Source organism: Gemmatimonas aurantiaca T-27, from assembly GCF_000010305.1.
In the GTDB taxonomy this organism is placed as follows: domain Bacteria; phylum Gemmatimonadota; class Gemmatimonadetes; order Gemmatimonadales; family Gemmatimonadaceae; genus Gemmatimonas; species Gemmatimonas aurantiaca.
The window spans coordinates 290,399-310,329 of sequence record NC_012489.1; the positions used below are offsets into that span (position 1 = coordinate 290,399).

At 64.3% G+C, this 19,931-nt stretch carries 17 protein-coding genes; 10 read left to right on the forward strand and 7 right to left on the reverse strand.

The window, feature by feature from the left end; genetic code table 11:
• Positions 1-144: 144 nt before the first annotated feature.
• Entirely contained in the window at positions 145-2,367 is a 2,223-nt protein-coding gene (locus GAU_RS01250; RefSeq protein WP_012681734.1) for a glutamine synthetase III, read from the reverse strand.
• Positions 2,368-2,674: 307 nt separating this feature from the next.
• On the opposite strand from GAU_RS01250, the gene GAU_RS01255 reads away from it, so the two are divergent.
• A complete protein-coding gene (locus GAU_RS01255) occupies positions 2,675-3,262 on the forward strand; it encodes a hypothetical protein (RefSeq protein WP_012681735.1) in 588 nt (195 codons plus the stop codon).
• Between the two features lie 50 nt (positions 3,263-3,312).
• Entirely contained in the window at positions 3,313-3,969 is a 657-nt protein-coding gene (locus GAU_RS01260; RefSeq protein ID WP_156798852.1) for a hypothetical protein, read from the forward strand.
• Positions 3,970-3,999: 30 nt separating this feature from the next.
• Here the strand turns inward: GAU_RS01260 and GAU_RS01265 are convergent, their stop codons facing one another.
• Positions 4,000-4,779: an acetoin reductase gene (locus tag GAU_RS01265; protein ID WP_012681737.1), complete on the reverse strand. Its 780-nt coding sequence runs from the start codon at positions 4,777-4,779 to the stop codon at positions 4,000-4,002.
• A 154-nt stretch (positions 4,780-4,933) separates the two neighbouring features.
• On the opposite strand from GAU_RS01265, the gene GAU_RS01270 reads away from it, so the two are divergent.
• Positions 4,934-6,034: an alpha-hydroxy acid oxidase gene (locus GAU_RS01270; protein WP_052574176.1), complete on the forward strand. Its 1,101-nt coding sequence runs from the start codon at positions 4,934-4,936 to the stop codon at positions 6,032-6,034.
• Here GAU_RS01270 and GAU_RS01275 read toward each other — a convergent pair.
• Both GAU_RS01275 and GAU_RS01280 read right to left on the reverse strand, forming a co-directional pair.
• Positions 6,023-9,862, reverse strand: a complete 3,840-nt coding sequence (locus GAU_RS01275; RefSeq protein WP_041265141.1) for an ABC transporter permease/M1 family aminopeptidase — start codon at positions 9,860-9,862, stop codon at positions 6,023-6,025. The genes GAU_RS01270 and GAU_RS01275 overlap by 12 nt on opposite strands.
• Positions 9,859-10,728 (reverse strand): ABC transporter ATP-binding protein, encoded by an 870-nt coding sequence (locus GAU_RS01280; RefSeq protein ID WP_012681740.1) that lies wholly within the window; start codon positions 10,726-10,728, stop codon positions 9,859-9,861. The genes GAU_RS01275 and GAU_RS01280 overlap by 4 nt, the downstream gene beginning before the upstream one ends.
• Before the next feature lie 82 nt (positions 10,729-10,810).
• On the opposite strand from GAU_RS01280, the gene GAU_RS01285 reads away from it, so the two are divergent.
• A complete protein-coding gene (locus GAU_RS01285; protein ID WP_070104996.1) occupies positions 10,811-11,764 on the forward strand; it encodes a 2-dehydropantoate 2-reductase in 954 nt (317 codons plus the stop codon).
• A 12-nt stretch (positions 11,765-11,776) separates the two neighbouring features.
• Here the strand turns inward: GAU_RS01285 and GAU_RS01290 are convergent, their stop codons facing one another.
• Entirely contained in the window at positions 11,777-13,015 is a 1,239-nt protein-coding gene (locus tag GAU_RS01290) for an EAL and HDOD domain-containing protein (protein ID WP_012681742.1), read from the reverse strand.
• A gap of 142 nt (positions 13,016-13,157) precedes the next feature.
• Between GAU_RS01290 and GAU_RS20175 the strand changes: the two genes are divergently transcribed.
• Genes GAU_RS20175 through GAU_RS01320 form a run of 6 tightly spaced genes read left to right on the forward strand, consistent with a single transcriptional unit; the run spans position 13,158 to position 18,579 of the window.
• The gene (locus GAU_RS20175) at positions 13,158-13,679 is read left to right on the forward strand and encodes a transcriptional regulator (RefSeq protein ID WP_012681743.1); all 522 of its coding nucleotides are present in this window, start codon (positions 13,158-13,160) and stop codon (positions 13,677-13,679) included.
• 32 nt (positions 13,680-13,711) lie between these two features.
• Entirely contained in the window at positions 13,712-14,221 is a 510-nt protein-coding gene (locus GAU_RS01300; protein ID WP_012681744.1) for a hypothetical protein, read from the forward strand.
• A 41-nt stretch (positions 14,222-14,262) separates the two neighbouring features.
• A complete protein-coding gene (locus tag GAU_RS01305; protein WP_012681745.1) occupies positions 14,263-16,338 on the forward strand; it encodes a S9 family peptidase in 2,076 nt (691 codons plus the stop codon).
• A gap of 33 nt (positions 16,339-16,371) precedes the next feature.
• Positions 16,372-17,163, forward strand: a complete 792-nt coding sequence (locus GAU_RS01310) for an endonuclease/exonuclease/phosphatase family protein (RefSeq protein ID WP_052574178.1) — start codon at positions 16,372-16,374, stop codon at positions 17,161-17,163.
• Between the two features lie 13 nt (positions 17,164-17,176).
• Entirely contained in the window at positions 17,177-17,656 is a 480-nt protein-coding gene (locus tag GAU_RS20180; RefSeq protein WP_012681747.1) for a hypothetical protein, read from the forward strand.
• A gap of 32 nt (positions 17,657-17,688) precedes the next feature.
• The gene (locus tag GAU_RS01320; protein ID WP_012681748.1) at positions 17,689-18,579 is read left to right on the forward strand and encodes a class I SAM-dependent methyltransferase; all 891 of its coding nucleotides are present in this window, start codon (positions 17,689-17,691) and stop codon (positions 18,577-18,579) included.
• 33 nt (positions 18,580-18,612) lie between these two features.
• Here the strand turns inward: GAU_RS01320 and GAU_RS01325 are convergent, their stop codons facing one another.
• Entirely contained in the window at positions 18,613-19,458 is an 846-nt protein-coding gene (locus tag GAU_RS01325) for an aldo/keto reductase (protein ID WP_041265836.1), read from the reverse strand.
• Entirely contained in the window at positions 19,455-19,874 is a 420-nt protein-coding gene (locus tag GAU_RS01330; RefSeq protein ID WP_012681750.1) for a hypothetical protein, read from the reverse strand. Before GAU_RS01330 ends, GAU_RS01325 begins: the two co-directional genes overlap by 4 nt.
• Positions 19,875-19,931 lie beyond the last annotated feature (57 nt).

A 19,931-nucleotide genomic window follows, 5' to 3' on the forward strand; every position in this document is an offset into this window, starting at 1 on the left:
CCCTCCAGGCACCGTTCGATGTGGAGAGCATGAAGCGCGCCGGTCGCGTGCGCAAGCCTGTGCAATGCACAACACCCCGCGTCGAACAGTGATGCTGTCGACGCGGGGTGTTGTAGTCAGCCTGACAAGTATGCAGCGCCCGGATCAGACCGGGAAGAGCATCTCGCGATAGCGGGGCAACGGCCAGAACTCGTCACCAATGGCGAGTTCAAGCGCGTCACTCGTTTCACGCACTTCGGCCAGCGCGTCGCAACCCGTGCTGGTCAGGTACACGGCCTGCGCATCGAGATCGTCGTGCAGCGCTTCCGCCTTCGTGATGACCTTGGCCAGTTCAGCCCGCTTCTTCTGCGCCGCCGCCACCAGCTTCGAGGTCGCATTGGCCGCGTCCACGACGGGCTGCATGTTGATGCCCGCCGCCGCACCCTGACCCGCCGTGCCCGCGAGCTGCGCGAGGTAGGCGTACGACGCCGGCAGCACCTGCGTATCGATCATCTGCTGCAGCGTGTGCAGTTCGATGAGGATGTCCTTCACGTAGCGCTCGAGGCGCACGTGATAGCGGCTCTCGAGTTCGACATCCGTGAGGATGCCGGTGCCCTTGAACAGTGCCTTGGCCGAATCCGTCTTGAGTTCCGCCATCGCTTCCGGCGTGCGACGCAGGTTCAGCAAGCCGCGGCTCTTGGCTTCCACCACCCATTCGTCCGAGTAGTTGTTGCCTTCGAAGCGGACCGCAGTGGTTTCCTTGAACGCCTTGCGCACCACCTTGAGCACCGCATCATCGGTGCTCTTGGCCGTCTTGATTTCCTTGGCCAGCGCTTCGGTCAGCTCGATCACCGCTTCCGCCACACCGGCCTGCAGCAGCATCACCGGGAACGCGATGCTCTGCGACCCACCCACAGCGCGGAACTCGAACTTCGCGCCCGTGAAGGCAAACGGCGACGTGCGGTTACGGTCGGTGTTGTCCTGCTCCACTTCAGGCAACTTGGCCACGCCCAGCTTGAGCATCGCCTGTTCGGCGTTGGCCGGCGACGTCTTGCCACCCGCGATGTCTTCGATGACCTGCGTGAGACCCTTGCCGAGGAACGCCGAGATGATGGCCGGCGGCGCTTCGTTGGCACCGAGACGGTGTTCGTTGCCCGACGTGGCGATACCCGCGCGCAGGAGACCGGCGTGCTTGTGCACACCCTTCAGCACGGCCGCGAGGATGATGAGGAAACGCAGGTTCTGGTGCGGCGTCTTGCCCGGCTTGAGCAGGTTGGTGCCGTCCAGGTTGTTGTCCGACGTGATCGCCAGCGACCAGTTGCAGTGTTTGCCCGAGCCATTGATGCCGGCAAAGGGCTTTTCGTGCACGATGGCCTGCAGGCCATGACGCAGCGCCACCTTGCGGAGCACGGCCATGGTCAGGTGGTTGTGATCGACGGCGATATCCGAGTCTTCGAAGATCGGCGCCATCTCGAACTGCGACGGTGCGACTTCATTGTGACGCGTGACGATGGGCACGCCGAGCTTGTAGAGCTCGTGCTCCACTTCGCTGATGCACGCCTGCACACGCTCGGGGATGCCACCGAAGTAGTGGTCTTCGAGCTGCTGGCCACGTGGCGGCGGCGCGCCGACGAGCGAACGGTTGGCCATCACCAGATCGGGGCGCAGCGCAAAATGCGCGCGGTCGATGAGGAAAAACTCCTGCTCCACGCCGAGCGTGGTGTTGACGCGCAACACGCCGGTGTCGCCCATCAGTTCGAGGAGCTTGATGGTCGCGGCGGAGAGCACATCGGAGCTGCGCAGCAGCGGCGTCATCTCATCGAGCGCTTCGCCGTTGTAACCGATGAAGACCGACGGGATGCAGAGATACTTCACGCCACCCGTTTCGCTGATGAACACCGGCGATCCCGGATTCCATGCCGTGTAGCCACGCGCTTCCCACGTCGCGCGCAGGCCGCCCGACGGGAACGACGACGCATCCGGTTCCGACTGAATGAGCTGCTCGCCGGTGAACGTCTCCATCGGCAGCTTGTTTTCGTCGAAGTTCAGGAACGCGTCATGCTTTTCGGCTGTGAGGCCAGTCTGCGGCTGGAACCAGTGCGTGAAGTGCGTGACGCCACGCGACAGCGCCCATTCCTTGATGACCTGCGCCACCACCGGCGCGATATCGGAATCGAGCTTCTTTCCGAGACGGATGGAGGCCGCGAGCTTCTTGTACACATCCTTCGGGAGCTTGGCGCGCATGTCGCGCAGGCCGAAGGTGTTCATCCCGAACCACACGCTGGTGGGCTGCTGCACACCGTTGGAGTCAGGGCGCGTAGTGATGCGAACCGGGCGGTGCGTGACTTCGCGCATTGCTGCGCTGCGCGAACGATTGCTTATCGACATGGGCGAAGGGCTGTGGTTCCGACGGCTGTAAATCCGGTGTCACCGGTTTTGTGCAATTCGGGAAGAAATATGGCAGCATCGGTCGCATATCCAAGTTCCGTCGATAAAATCGCGCAGAAAAACGTGCAAAAAGTGCACATCCTGGCGAGCAGTGTCACAATACGACCTATACATGCGAATAAAAGCCGAATAAAATAGGGACAATCTGCACCAATAAGCATTCGACGAGGAACGAATCGGGCGACTGGCTGTGGCCCGCAGCTCAGCGTGGCCTTGTCGCATCCCTGACGCGTGGTAGTGTGAAGACGTGACCATACCCCATCTCCCGCTCCGCATTGGCGCGCTCGCGGCGGCCTCGTTGATCGCGCTCGCCTGTGGTGGCTCGGATTCCTCTTCCGCCGACAGCGCGGCGAACACGGCGCAGTTGCCACCGGTCGCACGACCACTCACGCCCAGTGACTCGGCATGCCCGAAGGACGGCACCTGGAAGGCCTGCGCGCTTGAGGATCGCATCAACAAGGCCGGCATTCCCATCAAAGTGATCGATACGATCACCGTGCCGTACTTCCCCGAGCCTGGAGTGCGCTACCGCATCGGGCGTACGGCGACCATGGCCGCCTTCTACTTCGCTGACTCGGCGACGGGTGCCAATGCCACCGAAAAGCTCCATCGCTTCCGTCTCACACCGCCCAACGACTCCATCGGTGCCTGGCCCGCGGCACCCGTTGAAGGGGTCCGCTCGGCGAATCTCATTGCGGTGCTGTTCGATGTGAACGGGACGCAGGCCGAACGGGTGCGCTTGGCCATCACCGCCGGTGCACCGCAGCCGGCGAGTGCGCTGCCGCCGACGCCTTCCGGTGCGCAGAAGCTGCCGCCCGCACCACCGGCCCGTTGATGCCATCAGGTCGGTGCGCGTCTCGGAGACGCGGCGCGCGCGCGATGGGCATGATGAGTGCAGCGGTCAGTGCGCTGATCCTGGTGACGACGCGCCTCGGCGCTCAAGCCCCAGTCCCTGAGCCGCCAGCCGTGGGACAACGCGTGATTGCCAACGGGGCTTCCGATCACACGATAGAAGCGGCGGAAACGTCGGATTCCGATTCGTCCAGTCACGCCACGCGGAATCGCTATCTGCTGATGGCCGCTGGCGCCGTCACGGCGGCCACCTTCAATCAGGCCACGGCGATGCCGGTGCAGTGGAAGCGCACCTGGTATGGATACGGCGCACGACTCGCCGACCAGGCGGGGTTTGGTGTTGCCGAAGAATCGCTGCGTCTCGGACTGCTGGCCGCGATGCCGTGGAAAGGCGTGGCGATGGAATGCCCCAGCGCCCGTCGTGCATCAGGCCACGGCTTCTTGCGCCGTGTCGGTGCGGCCGGCACCTGTGGTGTCGTGAATACGCTGGTGGTGCGGAATGCCGAGGGAGCGCGTCGGCCGAATCTGCCGCTCATTGGCGCCATCACCGGCGCGAGTGCCTTGAGCCTCACCTGGCGTCCCGAGCGTGTCGACGCGGGCAAGGGGCAGATGTTCGTGCTCACGCGCATTGGTTTTGTATCTGGCAGCACCGCACTCAAGTCCGCCTACACGGAGTTCACGGCCCGCTGAGGCGCCGTGAACTCCGCTGTATTGCATCGATCAGCGGTAGACGATGCCGCCGTCGGTGAGAATGGCCTGTCCGGTGATGTAGTCCGAATCGGGGCCGGCCAGGAACGACACCAGCGACGCCACATCATCCGGCGTTTGTGCACGACCGAGGGCGATGCCTTCCACGTACTTCTTGTACGTCTCACCCTTCGGGGCGCCGGTGAGCGCGGCAAACCGCTCGTCGATCTCCACCCACATGTCGGTGCCGACGATACCGGGGCAGTACGCATTCACCGTGATACCGGCGCTGGCATACTCTTTCGCGGCGGCCTGCGTGAGACCACGCACGGCGAACTTGGTGGCTGAGTAGACGCCGAGCATGGCAAACCCATCGTGGGCAGCAATGGATGCGGCGTTGATGATCTTGCCCTTCTGCTTGCGGGCCTGGAACTTGGCCGCCGCCGCCTGAATGCCCCAGAGCACGCCGTCGACGTTGATCCGAAAAATGCGTTCGACCTCTTCCGGCGTGACCGAGGCGATCGGATTCACCTGCGCGATGCCGGCGTTGTTGACGATGACATCGAAGCCGCCGAGGGCCTGTTCGGCCTTGTCGATGGCCGCATAAACATCGTCGCGTTTGCTGATGTCAGCGGTGATGGACACCGTCTTGCGACCCAGTGCCGCGATTTCTGCGGCGACGCCGGTGAGGCGATCGGCCTTGAGGTCGACCAGCGCGATATCGGCGCCGTCCTTGGCCAGGCGGAGGGCGATGCCACGGCCGATGCCCTGCGCCGCCCCGGTGACGAGAACCACCTTCCCTTCAATGGACATGTATCTCTCTCCTGTTGATTGGGTACCTCAATACTAAGACATTGTAAATGTCTAAACAACTATTGGTAGACGATTTATTCTGAAGCATTGCCAGTCGGCGGTTACTGTGACCGATTGCAGTATCACCGACCCCGCGACCGTTCCCGGAGTGTGCATGTCTGAGCCATCACAAGTGATTGTGAATACACCACTTGCCAGTCTTCACGACATCGAGATCGCGGCCCGCGGCTGCTTGTCGTCGATGGCCTACGAGTACGTGAGTGGTGGGGCCGGCGACGAGTGTACGCTGGGTTGGAACGAGAGGGACTGGAACAGCATCCGGCTTCGGCAGCGGGTGCTGGTGGACGTTGCCGAGCTCGATACCTCGGTCAGCCTGCTTGGCCGAACGCTGTCGCACCCCATCCTGCTGGCCCCCACGGCCTACCACAAACTCATTCACGCCGACGGGGAGGTGGCCACGGCACGGGGAGCCAGCGAAGCCGGCGCGCCGATGATCATGAGTTCGTTCAGCAACTCGCCCATCGAAGATGTGGCCCGGGCCACCACCGCGCCGTTCTGGTTCCAGCTCTACGTCCAGCCCGATCGTGAATTCACGAAGGCCCTCGTGCAGCGCGTGGAAGCCGCGGGATGCGAAGCGCTGTGCCTCACCGTGGACACACCCGTACTTGGTGCGCGCTATCGCGAAACACGCACGGGTTTTCATCTGCCGGACGGACTTACGCGTGCCAACCTGGAGGGCATGACGCAGGTGGCGGCCGACGCCGCGCATCGTCCGCCGGAAGGAGCGATCTACAGCGCCGTGCTCGAGCCGCGGCTCACCTGGAAAGACGTGGAGTGGCTGCGCAGCATTGCCACGGTGCCCGTGTTACTCAAAGGCATCATGGACCCGGACGATGCACGACTTGCCGTGCAGCACGGTGCGTCGGGTGTGATTGTGTCCAATCACGGTGCACGGAATCTCGATACCGTGCCATCGACGGCCATGGCGCTGCCCCATGTGGTGGACGCGATCGATGGTCGTGTGCCCGTGTTGGTCGACGGCGGCATCCGCCGCGGGACCGATGTGCTCAAAGCGCTCGCACTCGGCGCCTCGTCCGTCCTGATCGGGCGCCCCTACCTGTACGGATTGGCGGTGGATGGTGCCGCGGGCGTCTCACGGGTGGTGCGCACGCTGCGCACCGAACTCGAAATGGCCATGGCACTCACCGGTCGTACATCGGTGAGTGCCATTGATCGCAGCGTGTTATGGGCGTGACGTGCGGGTGAGGTTCATGCCCGCATTGTTCACGCGATTGTTGGAGCGATCCCGGTCGATGAGATACATGAGCGGGTCGATCTCCACCGACTGCACCAGCCACGACACCGTGGTGTCCAGCGAAACTACCCCACGCTGCGCCATCACATTCACCTGATGTAGCACGCCAGCGCGATCACGCAGACCGAGTATGATGGGCAGCGCATCGGCGGGCTCGATAACCTCTCGTGCTGCGGCACCTGCGCCGCGCACGGCCACCCGTTGCGCGGTGAAACGTGCCGTGAGATGGGTACCCGACGCATTGCTTCCTGATGCCGCGCTGAACGACGCAGCGACCGTGGTATCGACGGCAAGATCGTAGATCACACGATCGGTGAGCCATTCGTCCACCGCTTGTTGCGCGGTGGGTGTGGTGGCTGCCGCGCGCAGCAGCCGATGCAGTTGTTGTGCACTGGCGGTACCACGCGGCCCACTCTGGGTCGCGAGCAGGTTGCGCAGAATGCCGCGTACGACACTGTCGCCCAGTGTATGCCGCAGCGCATGCATGGCCAATGTGCCCTTGCGATAGTACAGCTCGGGTTCGTCGGACATGGTGAGCAGGGTGGCTTCGGTGGTGCTGCGGGCATTGAGATATCGGTCGTGATCGAATGCCAGCATGTCCGTCAGACGGTCCTGCCCATGCGCCTGTTCCAGCAGTACCTGTTCGGCGTACTTGGCCATGGTTTCCACGAGCAGCAGGCGTCCCTCCGTGTCGAGCGGATTGACGGCGTGTCCCCACCACTGGTGCGCCACTTCGTGTCCGATGCGCCGGAGCAGCAGATCCACATCAGTGCTGCGCGCGTCGGTGAGCATGCCCCGCGTTTCCGTCAGGTAGATGCTGCCGGGCAAGGCGTAGGCGCCAAAGCGGAATCCCGACTGCACTTCGATGATGCGCAACACGTCGTGCGGATACGGGCCGAACTCCCGCTCGAGCACCTCCAGTGACGACGTCGCAATGGTGAGCAATCGTGAGGCAGGTTCAGCATGCCGCGGGTTGTACCACACTTCCACGGGCGTGGCGCCACGCACCGTCTGCACTGTGGCACGCTGCACATCATACCGTCCGCTGCTGATCGCCATGGCGCCCGACGTGGGACGCGTGGTGCGATAGTGCCACGTGCTGTGTGTGGTGGTGCGTGCACTGTCGATGAGCGCACCGGGGCCCTGTGCCACCTGATCGGCGTCGGTCTCGATGCGCACATCGGCCGTGAACCAGGCCGGCGTCTGTCCGTGTGCTTCCACCTGGGTCCGCAGCGAGTCTTCCGCGCTGGCGGATTGCAGGACGGGGGTTGCGGATTGCTCGAGCCCCTGCTTGATGCGCTCCGTGCTGTCGCGCAGTTCACGTCCCGGTGAATAGCCCAGTCTGGGCAACACGTCGGACGAGTGCAGGAAGGTACCATTGGCCGAAACATCGATGGCGTTGCCGTCCACACGAATGCCACCGCGATCGATCGTGGCCATCATCGACAATGGCAGCGAATCTCCGGGAGCCAATGGTGCACTGAGCACCAGCACATGGACCGCGTGCAACGCATCGACGCGCGCCAACTTCATCGTGTTGCGCGTCGCCCGTTCTGTGAGATCGGGGGAGAGCGGCTCTACCAACGGTACCACATCCGCATCGACGGCAGGGCCCACCACCACGTTCGACAGATCGGTGGGGAACACCAGCCACAGCGAATCGATGGACGCGTCGGTGTTGTTCACCAGATGCAGGCGCGCATGTACATCGGCGCGAGCTTGCGTTGGCAGCAGCTTCACATGCATCGCCACATGCGTGAACGCCGGCTGCGGCGCACCGGACAGATGGCGATAGGTGCGCTCATAGGCCACCCGACGGGCCAGTGCTTCGTGCGACCGTTCGAACGGTGTGTGCACGGTGGTTTGCCAGGTCATGCCCGCCAACACGGCGGCATACAACACGCCACCGGCCAGCAAGGTCGTACGCGCACGTGGCGCGAGTCCCTGTTTGATGAGCTGGGGCGCACGTCGCATGCGCTGCAGAAAGGGCAGCACTTCACCACGCGGCCAGAGTGCAGCGGCAACACCGAGCAACACCAGTGTGCCCAGCAGCCAAGTGCCCTGATACGCCAGCCAGCTCACCAGCGTGTTGCCGTAACCGGCGAGATCCGACCAGATCAGCGATGGTGCACTGCCAAATCGCCACAGGGGATGCTCGAGACCAACGGCCATACCCAACGACTCACCCTGCTCGGCGATGATCAACACCGCGAGTCCGAGCAGCATGGCCACCCACCGGTTGCCGATCAGCACCTGCAGTGCTGCTGCGAGCCCAACGAGAATCACGAGTGGCAGCATGGACGCCGCAACGTGTGCCGCGAGCACATCCCATTCGATGGGCAAGCCACCGGCGAACAGGTGCATGACCACGGTGGTGCCGTACCCGGTGAGCGCCAACACCAACGGCACGGTCATCAGCGCCACCAGCTTGCCGGCCAACAGCGCTGTACTGCGCACCGGGGTGGCATCCCTGATGCCATCGAACTTGAGCAGGCGCTCCCGCGAGAACACATCGGCGCCGAAGTACAGCACACACAGTGCGCCGAGCAGGCGGAGCGCGATGGGGACGGCGTCAGCCAACTGCGCCGTGCTGGCGAGAACACGGGTGCCGTAGTCGCCGCTCTTGAGCTGACCGTCGGCTTCGATGGCGATGACGGGAATCCACATGGCCAGCAGCGCGAGCAGCGGCCAACTGCGCAGCAACAGGCGGGCTTCGAGGCGCATGACCGCATTGGCGGCGGCACGCCACGCGCCCAGGCCGGTCACATCGACAACGGGCATCTTTACATGGGACGTGCTCTGTGGCGGCACAGGCGCCACCGCCGATGTGTCCGCGTCTGCTTTGGTGCGCGAGAACCAGCGGCGCTGGGGCGCGCCCACCGCGCGGGCCATGCGCCGATCGAGACGGAGCAGCGGTACCAGGCACAGCGCCGCCATGGCCAGGACCATCAGGCGGTTCTGCAGCAGATGACCACTCAAGGACAGTGCGCGGGCCTGTCGGTCGAGCGGCATCAGGTAACGCGTCTGTTCAAAAAACGCCGACAGACCGAATGGGTCGAGCAGGGCCGCGCGGGCGAGCAGTTCCGGCGTGGGCGGGCGTGTGCCTGCCATCAGCGGACTGTCCACCATCAGCGCCGTGACCATGTAGCCGGCGTAGATACCGATGCTGGCCACGAAGGTGGCGAGTGTGCTCCGGGAGGCCGCAGCCACCGCGAACAGCAGTGCACTGCACCACAGCGCATTGGGAATCACCACCCAGGCAAAGGCGCGCCAATACGGGTCCGGTGAAAATGGCACGAGCCGATCGGCCGGCAGGGGAATCACCAGTGGCAACACCGCGAGGACGATGGTGCTGACGGCGAGTGCGGCGAGCAACAGAATCACCACCCCCGCATAGCGCACGGCCAGCACGGTGGTGCGGGACACCGGACGCGATTCGATCAATGCGCGCATGCCGTGTTCATCGTCACGCAGCGCCGCGTGCACACACAGCATGGGCAGCGCAAACACACTGAGCAGCGAAAACAGTGCCATGGTTTCCGTGACCACGAACGCACCATTCACGGCGTCCGCCGGCGGTCCGAACCGCGTTGCCACGGTGGTGACCGGCAACAAGGCCAGCAGCACCACGGTCGCGAGGAAGGTCACGCGCCATCCCTGGTAGCGCATCTCGAATGCCAGCAGTCCGGGCCAGATCGCACCGCCTGCCGGCACAGGTGCGCCGACGTTCCTGCCGGTATTGGTCCCGGTGTTGCTCCCGGTGCTCATGCGACGGGCCCGATGGCGCGGAAGTACACATCTTCGAGCGTCGCGGCGGTGGGCGTCGATTGGGCATCAGGCGCCGAGTCGGCCAGCAGGCGCAAGCGGGTCTGCCCTGCGTGCAGGGTGTGCGACAGCGGCGTGCCGCGGGCGGTGTTGGTCCACGTTTCCTGACGTCCCATCGTGCGGCTGAACACCCGACCTTCGAGTTCACCCACCAGATCATCGGGCACACCTTCGCACACCACCTGACCACGATTCATGATGGCCATGTGGGTGCATAGCTGGCGCACGTCTTCCACGATGTGGGTGGACAGGATCACCACCACCTGTTCACCCACGGCGCTGAGCAGGTTGTAGAATCGGCTGCGTTCGGCGGGATCGAGCCCCGCCGTGGGTTCATCGACGATGAGCAGACGCGGATCGCCGAGCAGGGCCTGTGCAATGCCGAAGCGCTGCCGCATACCGCCCGAGAATCCGCTTACTGCGCGATGCCGATGCTCCCAGAGATTCACCTGCTCCAGCAGCGCATCGACCTGGGCGCGCCGCGAAGCCTTGTCGGTGAGTCCCTTGAGCAGCGCGAGATGGTCGAGCAGCATGCGCGCTGACAGGCCGGGATACACGCCAAAGTCTTGTGGCAGGTATCCGAGCCGCGCACGATGAGACGTGACATCGGCGAAGATGTCGATACCGTCCATGGTGATCGAACCGGCATCCATCGGCTGCAGCGTGGCGATGGTGCGCATGAGCGAAGACTTGCCGGCGCCATTGGGGCCGAGCAATCCGAACAGGCCGGGACCAATGTGGAGCGTCACACCACGCAGGGCGTGCACGCCATTGGGATAGGTTCTGGAGACGTTGTGGAGAGCAAGCATAGGCGACACGACGGACCCGCTGTTCTCAAGTTTCGTGCTAACAAGAACAAATCATTTATTAAGGTTCATCTTAATATCCACCATGCCACCCTGGAGCCAGAACGCTGTGTCCCATCCGCACGCTGAACGCCCACGTCAAACCGTGGCCATTGTGGGTCTTGGCAGTATTGGTGGCGTGATCGCGGGCATGCTCCGCGCCGCCGATCGCCATGACGTGACGGCTTGTGTGCGGACGCCTGTCGATCGACTGACGGTGGAACGCCCAGGCGATGTGGTGCAGACGCCACTGCGCGCCATCACCGATCCGTTGCAGGCCACGCCGGTGGACTGGGTACTGCTGTGCACCAAGGTGCACGACGTGCCACACGCCGCACCGTGGCTGACGCGCCTGTGTACGCCCAACACCCGCGTGGCGGTATTGCAGAACGGCATCGGTCATGTCGAACGCCTGACGCCATTGGTTGGCGGGGCCACCATCGTTCCGACGATCGTGTACTACAACAGTGAGCGACTGGCGCCGGATCGGGTGCGTTTTCGTCCGGCGGATCATCAGGAGTTTGCCGTGCGCGATGATGCCGATGGCCGGGCCTTTGCGGAACTGCTGGACGGCACGGCGATGCGCCTGCTGGTCAGCGAAGACTTCCTGACGCTGACCTGGAAGAAGCTGTTGCTCAATGTGATCGCCAATCCGATCACGGCATTGGCCATGGAACGCATGACCGTGCTGCGACGGGATGACGTGCAGGCACTCTGTCTGGAGACGCTGCGCGAGGCCGTGGCTGTCGGGCGCGCGGAAGGTGCGCGGCTTCGCGACGACGACGCGGCTCAGGCGCTCGCCACGATCCTCACGTACCCTGCCGAAGCGGGGACATCGATGTACTTCGATCGATTGGCGGGACGTCCGCTGGAAATCGAGGCGTTGACGGGCGCGGTGGTCGCTGCGGGCCGGAAGCATGACATTCCCATGCCCGTGAACAACACCATGTTCACACTGCTACGTGCGGTGCACGATGCCCACGTGGCTGCCGGCCGATAGCGGCGCGGTGATTCAACTCGCGCGCTTCATGCCGGGCTGCTGCGCTTCCAGCGCCGCACCCAGCGCTTCCGCCGTCCATATGATCGCGTTGGTGTAGAAGTCGTTGATCTTTGCCTGATCGACGCCCATGTCCTTGGCAATCATGGTCGCGTTCTCGAACAGGCCGAGCTCATAACTCTCGGCGAATTCCAGCGCGTTGGCATAGGGCCCCGAACGCTCCAGCAGCGCATCGTTGGCTTCCGTGCTCAGCACCACCCGATCGAGTATTTCGTTGAGCGGCATGCGGAACACCGCATCGAGCAGCGAAAAGAGTCCGACGAGGAACAGCGTACCACTGTCGCGACCACCACCCACGAGCTGTTCGAGCAGGCGGCCCCGTTCGACGGCCTGACGCACCAGTTCCTGATCCACGCCGGTCTTGCTCTTGCGGGCGGCGGCGACCGCCACGGCCAACCAGCGCAGAAAGGCATTGCGGCCGATGAGACGCAGCGCCTGGCCGATGGAGGCCACGCCCCGTCCGCCCAGCGCCGCCGAATTCACGAGGCGCAGCAACTGGAAGGTGAGCACCGGATCGGTGGCGATGACGTCTTCGAGCTGCCGATCACTGATGTTGCCATCGCGGGCGAGCCCCATGAGCCGCATGGCCGCGACGGTGCTCTGCGGCATGTCGGCCGCCGGCAGTGGCTCGGGGCGGCTGAAGAACGTGCCCTGAAACGCATGGAAGCCACTCGAGAGTGTGGCTTCGTAGTGCTCGATCTCCTCGACATTGGCCGCGATGAGCTTGAGCGCTCCAGCCGCGGTGCCCGCCGTGCCGTTGGTCAGGCGCGCGCAGATGGCCGCCAGGGTGTCGGCATTGCCGGCGCGGGCATCGACGCGCACCCAGCTCGCATGGGACAGCAGCGATTCGGCTGGCGAGGTGTCGGCCCCGATCTGGTCGAGAGCGAGCAGACCGCCCGCCGCCCGGTACCGGGCGATGGCTTCCACCAGTACTACATCAGCCGCTGTGTCGGCAGGAAGCAGCACGATGGCCGAACCGGGTTCGGCGGCCAGGAACGCATCTTCGATGAGCTGCTCGCGCGAGGCCGGCACAAAGGCCGGCAGACGGTTGCGAACAAGGTCGAAGGTGCCGCTCAGAAAACTCTGGGCGAATCCATGCTGACCGTCATCGGCGTCGTTGTACCGGACCTCATAGCCAATCAGAGACCCGGTGGAGCTGAAGACAGGCTGGCGAACGAGGCAGAAATCAGACATGGCGCTGTGACGTCGTGCGGGCGAGGGGTAGCGGGGACGACACCGTCCCAGCGACTCTACAGACGATTCAGGCGCTCCCGGGGGCACGAACCTCGGCCGATCCGATTTCCGGGTGAGGGCGTGGTTCCCGTGCAGGTGGTCTATGAGTCTGGCAACGTTGGATGGCACCCTGCATCGGGGGTGCGGCGGTCGGTACGCCCTGCAGACGGAGCAGGTGACGGTACGTCTGAGTGGTATGGCGGCCGAGGTGACCCGTGAGTTTTACCGGTGTGAGAAGTGCGGACACGAGCAGCGCACGATCGATCAGCGCGACTCGGCCGAAAAGGCCGCCACCGAACAGATCCGGGCCGCCAACGACCTGCTGGCCCCGCGGGCCATCCGGCAGTTGCGGGAGTCGCTGGGCCTCACGGTGCCCCAGTTTGCCGAACTGATCTACGGCACGCCAAAGGGCATTCTGGAAGGGTGGGAGAAGGGGCGGTATCTGCAGAACCGTGAGGCCGATGCGCTCATTCGGAGCCTGGCCGACCGCGAGACGCTGGAACGTCGGGCGGCCAAGGCCGGGGTGACGCTGCCGGCCGGTCCTCAGACCGAAGCGCCGGCCAGCCAGCCGGCTGATCCCCAGGCCACCGCCGCAGAACCGACGCCGAGTTCCCAGGACTCTTGACTGCACGGGGAGGTGAAGGAGTAGGGTAGCGCATGACTGAACTCCTTCTTCTCCGTGTCGTGCATGTGTTGTCGGGCACCTTCTGGCTGGGTGCTGCTTTGGTGAATGTCTTTTTTCTGATGCCCGCGGCGATGAGTGTCGGTCCGGCCGGTGGCACGCTGATGCTGGCGCTGCGGGATCGTGGGCTCATGCATTGGCTGCTGGCGACATCGGTACTCACGCTGCTGTCGGGCATGCGGCTGTTCTGGATCATTGCCGGTGGTGACCCGGCCATGTTCATGGCCTCGCCGATGGGTCGTGTGTTCGGGCTGTCCGGCATCGCCGCGATCCTCGCGTTTGCCCTGGCCATGCTGGTCTCCCGCCCCTCGGCGGTGAAGATCGCGACGTTGTCGAGTGCCATGGGCAGCGCCTCCGAAGCCGAACGCGACGTGCTGCAGCGGGACATCGAGCGGTGCCGGCAGCGGGCGCGCATCGGGTCGACGCTGAACATCGTGCTGCTGATGGGGAGTGCGATGGGCATGGCCGTGGCGCGCTATCTCTGAGCCCGCGGGATAAGTTGGGCCATCCTCCAGGAGAATCCCGCATGATCCCGTGTTCTGCTTCCCGTGTGCCGTTGTCGTATCTCGCCGTGCTGACGGCGATGGTCCTGTCACCAGCAGTGGTGCAGGCGCAGTTGCGTGGTGTGATGCCGCGTGATGCGCTGGTGCACGAAACGGCCAGTGATGTGCAGATCGCGCCTGATGGGCGGCAACTGGTGTACGTGCGACAGAATGTGGATTCGTTGCGCGACAAGCGGCTGCGCACTCTGTGGACCGTGAACGCCGACGGGTCGGCGCATCGCCAGCTCTTGCCGGGCAGCAATGAAACGGCGCCACGCTGGTCGCCCGATGGCACGCAGCTCGTGTTCCGTTCCGATCGTGAAGGCGGCGCGCAGTTGTGGACCATGCAGGTGGCGAGCGGCGCGCTCAAGCGACTGACGTCGGTGGCACGCGGACCATTGGGTGCCGCGTGGTCGCCTGATGGCAAACAGATCGCGTTCACCTCGCTGGTGCCGGAACCGGCGTTGTCGATCGCCCAGCAGATCGCGCCACCCGCGGGGGCGACATGGGCGCCGCCGGCGCGGGCGTTCGACAAGCTCATTTACCGGTTCGATGGCGCCGGTGAGCTCGAGCGTGGGTGGTCGCAGTTGTTCGTGGTGGATGTGGCGAGTGGCACCACACGCCAACTCACCAAGGGCGCGTACCATGTGGGCGGGGGCAATGGGCGTGGCAGTGGGGTGCCGTCGTGGAGTCCCGATGGCAAGACCATTCTGATCAGCGCCAATCGTCGTCCCGACTATGAAATCGAAAGCACCGACACCGAAGTGATGGCGGTGGATGTCGTCTCCGGCGATGTGCGTGCGCTGACCACGCGTTTTGGTCCGGACAATCGCCCGATGATGTCGCCCGATGGACAGTGGATTGCGTTCACGGGGTACGACGACCGCCGATTGGGCTACCAGAATCACGAATTGTACGTGATGCGTGCCGACGGATCGGCGCGACGGTCACTGACCGCATCGTATGACCGCTCCGTGGGCAGCCCGGTGTGGGCGCCGGATTCGCGCGGTCTGTATGTGGAGCTCAACAACGAAGGGGAGACGCAGGTGGGGTACGTGCCGCTGGCCGGTGGTGTGCCGCGCACGATTGCTCGGCATCTGGGCAACGGGCAGACCGCGTACGAAGGCAGCGGCTACAGTGTATCGCGCGCCGGACGGGTGGCGTTTGTGACATCGCGTGGCAACCATCCCGGCGGTGTGGCAACTGCTGCCATAGGTGACAGTAGCCCCAAGGTGCTGGCCGGTATGAATGCCGTGCTGCTGGCAAATGCCAGGATGGGCGAGGTGGAGATGTTCTGGACGCCGTCGTCGCACGACGGTTGGCGGGTGCAGTCGTGGCTGATCAAGCCGCCCGGTTTTGATGCCAGCAAGAAGTATCCGATTCTGCTGGAGATTCACGGCGGCCCGTTTCTGGGCTACGGCGATCGGTTCGACCTGGAAAAGCAGGCGCTGGCCGGTGCCGGATATCTCGTGTTGTATGTGAATCCGCGTGGCAGCACGAGCTATGGTGAGAAGTTTGCCAACGGCATTCATCACGACTATCCCAACTTCGACCGACTCGATCTCGAGAGTGCGGTGGATGCCGTGATCGCCAAGGGGATCGTGGACACCACGCGGCTGTATGTGGCCGGTGGCAGTGGGGGTGGCGTGCTGACGGCGTGGATCACGTCGTACACGCACCGCTACCGCGCGGCGGTGGTGGAATATCCGGTGATCAACTGGACGTCATGGCTGTGGACAGCGGACACGCCGCGAGGCACGACGACGTGGTTCCCCGGTGCGCCGTGGGATCATGAGGCCCAGTATGCGAAACGGTCCCCGCTGTCGCGGGTGCAGTTCGTGAAGACGCCGACGATGGTGCTCACGGGCGAGTTGGACTATCGCACGCCGATGAGCGAGTCGGAGCAGTGGTACAGCGCACTACGCTTTCGTGGGGTGGAAGCGGTGCTGGTGAAGGTGCCGGGTGAGCCGCATGGCATTCGGGAATCGCCCAGTCATTGGCTGCAGAAGATGGCGTATGTGCAGGGGTGGTTGGATGGGCATGGGGGGCGGCAGCCGTAGTGAAGTGACAACTCCTTCTTTTACTCGCCAGTCATGAACCGACCTTTCGTATTGGCTGCGGCCATCGTCGCATGGTGTGCCGTGCTGGCCGCCACGCGCGTGCCACCGCAAGACGACGCATTCACCGTCGCCAGCTACAACATCCGCCATGGTCGCGGCATGGATGGTGTGGTCGACCTGCACCGCACCGGCGAAGCCATCGCTCGCCTGGGCGCCGATGTGGTGGCGCTGCAGGAAGTCGATCGGAACGTGGAACGTTCGGGGCGTGTGGATGAACCCCGCGTACTGGGCGAACAGTTGAGCATGTCGCACGCCTTCGGTGCTTTCATGCCATACCAGGGTGGTGAGTATGGCATGGCCATCGTGTCACGACTCCCGATCCGGCGCAGTCAGGCGCTCCGGCTGCCTGATGGCAACGAACCGCGAGTAGCGCTGCTGGCCGAACTGGAGCTGCCGAGCGGGGCGCGGGTACTGGTCGTGAACGTGCACTTCGACTGGGTCGGTAACGACACGCTGCGGTATGCGCAGGTGAAGGCGCTGGGGGCCGTGTTGGACACGGTGCGTCTGCCGGTCATCTTGCTGGGTGACTTCAACGATCAACCGGCCTCACGTACGCTGCAGCATTGGCAACCGCGTTTTCGCGTCGCCGCCAAACCGGAGTCCGACCGTTTCACCTTCTCCTCTACCGAACCCAAGCAGGAAATCGACCACATCCTGCTGGCACCGGCACGCGCCTGGGGTGAGGCTACGGTGCGGGTGATCACGGACCCGATCACCTCGGATCATCGACCCATCGTGGCGCAGCTACGCCTTCTCAAACCTTGAAGGAGGTCTGAAGATGCACACCATGCAGAATCGACCGTTGGTGCTGGGCCTGTTGCTCGCACAGGCCCTGTTGATCTCGTGCACGGCGCCAACCACCGGAACACCACGTGATGACGGCGTGAAGCCGCTGCAGGTGACGAGCAGTTCGTCGGCACTGCGTTTTGATGCGGCCACCATCGATAGTGCGTCGATAGCGGGTGATGTGCTGTCACTCCACGTCACACACGGTGGCGGCTGCACCACGCACACGTTCGGCTTGCACACGTCGGGGATATTCCTGGAATCGTATCCTGTACAGGTGCCGGCGCAGTTGTCTCACGATGCGGCCGATGATCGGTGTCGTGCGCTGGTTCGGCCGGTGCTGCGCTTCGATCTGTCCGCACTGCGGACACTCTATCAGAAGGCGTACGGCGCACGTGGCGAGCTGGTACTCAATGTGCAGGCGCCGGGAGGTGGTGGCGCGTCCACGTCGGTGCGCTACGTGATTCAGTAGTACGAACCACCACGATCACTCATCACCGCAACATGGCCCACCAGAACACACCACAACCACCCGCATCCAACACGCCGGCCAGCTTCGACTGGAACGGCCGCTCCGGCGAGGTCTGGCGCGACAACCAGTCGCGTCTCGATCGCATGCTCGCGCCGTATGGCGCGGCGGCCGTCGCAGCAGCATCACCCGCACCGGGTGAGCGTGTGCTCGATGTGGGGTGCGGCTCTGGTGCCACGTCGCTGGAGCTGGCGGCGCGTGTGGGAGCCTCGGGATCGGTGCTCGGCCTCGATATCTCCGAACCACTGCTCTCACGCGCACGCGAACGGGTGCCGCCTGGAGTGCCGGTGTCGTTTGCGCTGGGTGATGCCGCAAAACATGCGCTGCCCGAGGGCACCTTCGATCTGCTGTTCTCGCGCTTCGGTGTGATGTTTTTCGACGATCCGATCGCGGCGTTCACGCACCTGCGTCGTGCTCTCGCGCCGAGCGGGCGCCTGACGTTCGTGTGCTGGCGCCCGTTCGATCAGAACGATTGGGTGCGTCTGCCCATGCAGGCCGTGGCGGATATCCTGCCACCGCTGCCGTTGCCGGGCCCCCATGCGCCGGGGCCATTTGCCTTTGGCGACACGGAGCGGGTGCGGCACATTCTGACGTCGGCCGGATTCACCGATATCGACATCACGGCGTTCGACAGTCCGCAGGTGTACGGCGAAGCGGACACGCGTGAAGATGCCGTAGCGGCGGCGCTCGAACTGGCGCTGCAGGTGGGGCCGCTCAGTCGGGCGATGGCCGAACAGCCACCGGAACTGCGGGAACGTGCGGCCGCGGCGGTGCGCGCGGCATTCGAAGCACGCGCCACCGACCATGTGGTCACGATGGATGGTGCGGCGTGGATCGTGACGGCGCGCAACGCGGTGCTTCGCTAGCGGCGCGCCATCACCGCGTTTTCAATACACGTGTCAGAACTCTTCGTGCGTCAGCGGGTCGAGGCCGAGGATGCGACCGTTGGTCCGTTCGAGTGTGGCAATGTTTGCCATGTCGTCCGCTGACAACTCGAAGTCGAATACCGCCAGATTCTGCGACTGACGCTCGCCGTTGGCGGCCTTGGGCAGCGGCACGGCACCGAGCTGCACATGCCAGCGTAACACCACCTGCGCCACACTGCGACCGACCCGAGTGGCAATACCGGTGAGCACCGGCTCGGCGAGCAGGTCCTGTCCTCGACCGATCGGACTCCACGATTCCGTGATGATGCGGTGAGTGTCGTGGTACACGCGCTGCGCCATCTGCGGGAAATACGGGTGCAACTCCACCTGATTCACCGATGGTGTCACGCCGGAATCGGCAATGATGCGATCGAGATGTTCGGGCAGAAAGTTGCTCACGCCAATGGAACGCACGAGGCCGCGCTTGCGCGCTTCGACCATCGCCTGCCAGGCCTCGATGTACACACCCTGATTCGGGTTCGGCCAGTGAATGAGATACAGGTCGAAGTACTCGAGGTTCGCGCGATACAACGATTCTTCGATGGTACGCAGCGCGCTGTCATACCGGTGATGGCGCCCGGGCAGCTTGGATGTGATGCGTAACTCGGATCGCGGCACGCCGGCGCGGCGCACGGCTTCACCGACCGCGCCTTCGTTTTCGTAGTTGAACGCCGAGTCGATGAGGCGATAGCCGCGGTGCATGGCGTCCACCATCGCGGCAACACCGGCCGATCCGTTCAGCTTGTAGGTGCCAAGCCCAACGTGCGGCAGGGTGGTGCCATCATTGGCGCGAACATCAGGAATGATGGCCACGGTCAGAGCGTGCCGAGTGCCACGTCCATCTGCACGACCTTGGCGCCGGAACCACCGGCTTGCACGCCGGCGCGTTCGGCAACACCCGACACATTGGTGCCCACCGCCGAGAGGCGAACACACCCGTTGAACTGGATACCAAAGCCCACGCTGAACCGTCCATCCGCTCCGGCGCGTGCCTGGGAGCGCTGCTTCAACACGCCGGTGTTACATGCTCCTTCGTACAGTTCGCCGGTGACCACGGCGTAGGCCGCCGCCGAGCTGGTCGCGGCGGTGACCGTGCCTTCCACGCGAAACTCGTATCCGGGATCGAACGTGGTGTTGCCGCACCCGGTGATGCCCGCTCCTGCGGTCACACCCAGGATGATCCCATAGACGGTGCGCCAGCGGCGCCCGTCGAGGCCTGTCTGTCCTGCTGCCATCGTTCCTCCGGTTGGTCGACTGCGATCCTTTCAATCCTAGTCGGCGGGTGGGAACGA

Coding starts and splice junctions, on each gene's coding strand:
- GAU_RS01290 (WP_012681742.1), bottom strand. CDS start 13,015: ATGTCTGATTTCTGCCTCGTTCGCCAGCCTGTCTTCAGCTCCACCGGG.
- GAU_RS01260 (WP_156798852.1), top strand. CDS start 3,313: ATGATGAGTGCAGCGGTCAGTGCGCTGATCCTGGTGACGACGCGCCTC.
- GAU_RS20180 (WP_012681747.1), top strand. CDS start 17,177: ATGCACACCATGCAGAATCGACCGTTGGTGCTGGGCCTGTTGCTCGCA.
- GAU_RS01250 (WP_012681734.1), bottom strand. CDS start 2,367: ATGTCGATAAGCAATCGTTCGCGCAGCGCAGCAATGCGCGAAGTCACG.
- GAU_RS01265 (WP_012681737.1), bottom strand. CDS start 4,779: ATGTCCATTGAAGGGAAGGTGGTTCTCGTCACCGGGGCGGCGCAGGGC.
- GAU_RS01305 (WP_012681745.1), top strand. CDS start 14,263: ATGATCCCGTGTTCTGCTTCCCGTGTGCCGTTGTCGTATCTCGCCGTG.
- GAU_RS01320 (WP_012681748.1), top strand. CDS start 17,689: ATGGCCCACCAGAACACACCACAACCACCCGCATCCAACACGCCGGCC.
- GAU_RS01275 (WP_041265141.1), bottom strand. CDS start 9,862: ATGAGCACCGGGAGCAACACCGGGACCAATACCGGCAGGAACGTCGGC.
- GAU_RS01330 (WP_012681750.1), bottom strand. CDS start 19,874: ATGGCAGCAGGACAGACAGGCCTCGACGGGCGCCGCTGGCGCACCGTC.
- GAU_RS01300 (WP_012681744.1), top strand. CDS start 13,712: ATGACTGAACTCCTTCTTCTCCGTGTCGTGCATGTGTTGTCGGGCACC.
- GAU_RS01270 (WP_052574176.1), top strand. CDS start 4,934: ATGTCTGAGCCATCACAAGTGATTGTGAATACACCACTTGCCAGTCTT.
- GAU_RS01280 (WP_012681740.1), bottom strand. CDS start 10,728: ATGCTTGCTCTCCACAACGTCTCCAGAACCTATCCCAATGGCGTGCAC.
- GAU_RS01285 (WP_070104996.1), top strand. CDS start 10,811: ATGCCACCCTGGAGCCAGAACGCTGTGTCCCATCCGCACGCTGAACGC.
- GAU_RS01310 (WP_052574178.1), top strand. CDS start 16,372: ATGAACCGACCTTTCGTATTGGCTGCGGCCATCGTCGCATGGTGTGCC.
- GAU_RS20175 (WP_012681743.1), top strand. CDS start 13,158: ATGAGTCTGGCAACGTTGGATGGCACCCTGCATCGGGGGTGCGGCGGT.